Annotated in this window: 3 protein-coding genes and 1 pseudogene; all 4 read left to right on the forward strand. The window is 57.2% G+C overall.

Going from position 1 to position 2,631, the window contains the following annotated elements:
* Positions 1–255 (forward strand): annotated as a pseudogene (locus ACZAHD_RS23050) (multidrug transporter subunit MdtL); the annotation flags it as partial.
* Positions 230–1,189 (forward strand): HTH-type transcriptional regulator YidZ, encoded by a 960-nt coding sequence (gene yidZ / locus ACZAHD_RS23055; protein ID WP_064324138.1) that lies wholly within the window; start codon positions 230–232, stop codon positions 1,187–1,189. The pseudogene ACZAHD_RS23050 and the gene yidZ, both read left to right, overlap by 26 nt.
* Before the next feature lie 309 nt (positions 1,190–1,498).
* Positions 1,499–2,068 (forward strand): 4'-phosphopantetheinyl transferase family protein, encoded by a 570-nt coding sequence (locus ACZAHD_RS23060; protein WP_162493349.1) that lies wholly within the window; start codon positions 1,499–1,501, stop codon positions 2,066–2,068.
* Between the two features lie 36 nt (positions 2,069–2,104).
* A partial coding sequence (locus tag ACZAHD_RS23065) for an NADPH-dependent FMN reductase (protein WP_462458783.1) occupies positions 2,105–2,631 on the forward strand: 527 nt, incomplete at its 3' end.

Below are 2,631 nucleotides of genomic sequence, written 5' to 3' on the forward strand. Positions count from 1 at the left end.
GGATTCGGCGTCGCAATGAGCCAGGCGCTGGGGCCGTTCACGCTGCGCGCGGGCGTCGCCAGTTCGGTCCTCGGCATCGCGCAGGTGTGCGGTTCATCGCTGTGGATTTGGCTCGCCGCCATCATCGGACTCAGCGCAATGAATATGCTGATCGGGATACTCATTGCCTGTAGCATAGTGAGCCTTGTTTTATTACTGGTCGTCACCCCGCCGCGGGTTGCGCAATACGATGAAGAAGCCGCTGTCGAGTCTTGATCTTAATTTACTCCTCTGCCTGCAGCTCCTGACCCAGGAGCTCAGCGTTACCCGTACGGCGAAGCGGATGAACGTTTCGCCGTCAGCGGTGAGCAAGTCGCTGGCCAAACTGCGCACCTGGTTTGACGACCCGTTGTTTGTGAAAACCCCGCTGGGCCTGGCGCCTACGCCGCTGGTCAGCAGCATGGAGCAGGATCTGGCGGACTGGATGCAGATGGGTAACCAGATCCTCGATAAACCACACCACACCATGCCCAGCGGCCTCAAATTCGAGCTGGCGGCGGAAACGCCGCTGCTGATGATCCTGTTTAATACCCTCTCCCAGCGCATCTATCAGCGCTATCCGCAGGCATTGATTCGTTTGCGCAACTGGGACTACGACTCGCTGGACGCCATCATTCGCGGCGAGGTGGATATCGGCTTCTGCGGGCGCGAAAGCCATCCGCAGTCGCGGGAGCTGCTGAGCCTGCTTCCGTGGTATATCGATTTTGAGGTGCTGTTCACCGACCTGCCGCAGGTCTGGCTTCGCGCCGATCATCCAGCGCTCAGGGAGGAGTGGGATCTGGCGGCATTCTTACGCTATCCGCATATCACTATCTGCTGGGAACAACGCGATACCTGGGCGCTGGACGATGTGCTGCAGGAGCTGGGGTATAAGCGTAACGTGGCGCTGACCGTGCCAGGGTTTGAACAATCGCTTTTTATGGCCGCTCAACCGCAACACACCATGCTGGCTACCGCGCCGCGCTACTGCCAGCACTATAATCAGCAGCACCAGCTGCCGCTAGTCTCCCGGCCGCTACCGCTGGAGGCGCAGCATCTGGAAAAGCTGCGCGTTCCCTTCACCCTGCTATGGCATAAGCGCAACAGCTACAACCCGAAGCTCGTCTGGCTTAGAGATACGCTGAAAGCACTCTATTCCGGTACGCTGTAAGCCTTGTTTCGTGTCTATCGCCCCTTATTTGCGCAAGAATTTGTAAAATTCAAACAAATTCCCTTTTCAAGGGGGGATTTCGGCATTAAAACCTGTTAATACCAGGCGATAATAGCGCCCGCAATTTTATCCAGACCATTACTCACGGAGCGACGTATGGCAACGCATTTTGCAAGAGGGATACTTAGTACCGGGGAGCCGCTATCGACACGTTTGTCAGCGGCCTGTCATCAATCCGCACGCCTACTCCCTGAATACCGCCAGGCTCGCTTTCGCGCTTCGCGTTCGCTACTCGCCGAACTGCTGTTTATGCTTTACGGTATCAGCGAGCTGCCTGAAATCATCAATGAAGCCAATGGCCGACCGGTTTTTAGCGATCGTCATCTTCCTCGCTTCTCTATCTCTTATACTGGCAATATTGTTGGCGTCGCGCTGACCACCGAGGGGGATTGTGGCCTCGACATGGAACTGCAGCGCACGGTGCGTGGTCACGACGCCGACCGGCACAATTTCAGTAACAATGAAAATCTGTGGATTAACATTCAGCATGACCCGGATGAAGCGCGTAGCCAGCTGGTGGCCCTGCGGCGAAGCGTGTTGAAACTGACCGGCGAAGCATCAACGCAGCTGCTGCCGGGTTCTGGCCGCCTGCGCACCGCCGGTAGCCAGCCGATCGAAGCCGTCTGTGATGCCGAATCGCTGCTGGTGTGGTCGATTGCCGCCAGCCCAAATATCGGCTCGCTGAAGGTCTGGGAATATGATGCTAAGGGGGGCGAATGGCGCAGCCTGCCGGATGCTCAGCAGCGCGCACGCGAACCGTCGGCCCGTCTGATGCGTTTTACCAGCTTACCGATGGAAAAAACCTTATCCCTCAATTGACCGGTTTTGCCGGCATCATGATACAAAGGAGCAATCATGTCAGATACCTTAAAAGTGGTTACGTTACTCGGCAGCCTGCGCAAAGGGTCGTTTAATGGAATGGTCGCGCGCACCCTGCCCGGCATCGCGCCAGCGGGCATGGATATCTCCGCGCTGCCGTCGATCGGTGATATCCCGCTGTACGATGCTGATATGCAGGAGGAAGAGGGGTTCCCACAGCGCGTGCAGGATATTGCGCAACAGATCCGCGAAGCGGATGGCGTGGTGATCGTCACTCCCGAGTATAACTATTCCTTGCCTGGCGGCCTGAAAAACGCTATCGACTGGCTGTCACGCCTGCCCGAGCAGCCGCTGTCCGGCAAACCGGTACTGATTCAGACCAGCTCAATGGGCGCCATCGGCGGTGCGCGCTGCCAGTATCATTTGCGCCAGATTTTGGTCTTCCTTGATGCGATGGTAATGAATAAACCGGAATTTATGGGCGGCGTCATCCAGAACAAAGTGGATCCGCAGTCGGGTGAAGTAGTCGATCAGAGCACCCTCGACCATCTGCGTGGCCAGCT

The sequence above is a fragment of the Raoultella sp. genome (assembly GCF_039594335.1).
In the GTDB taxonomy this organism is placed as follows: domain Bacteria; phylum Pseudomonadota; class Gammaproteobacteria; order Enterobacterales; family Enterobacteriaceae; genus Klebsiella.

Bases quoted from the DNA above. Each gene is read 5' to 3' on its own strand.
- yidZ (WP_064324138.1), top strand. From the start codon at position 230: ATGAAGAAGCCGCTGTCGAGTCTTGATCTTAATTTACTCCTCTGCCTG.
- ACZAHD_RS23060 (WP_162493349.1), top strand. From the start codon at position 1,499: ATGCTTTACGGTATCAGCGAGCTGCCTGAAATCATCAATGAAGCCAAT.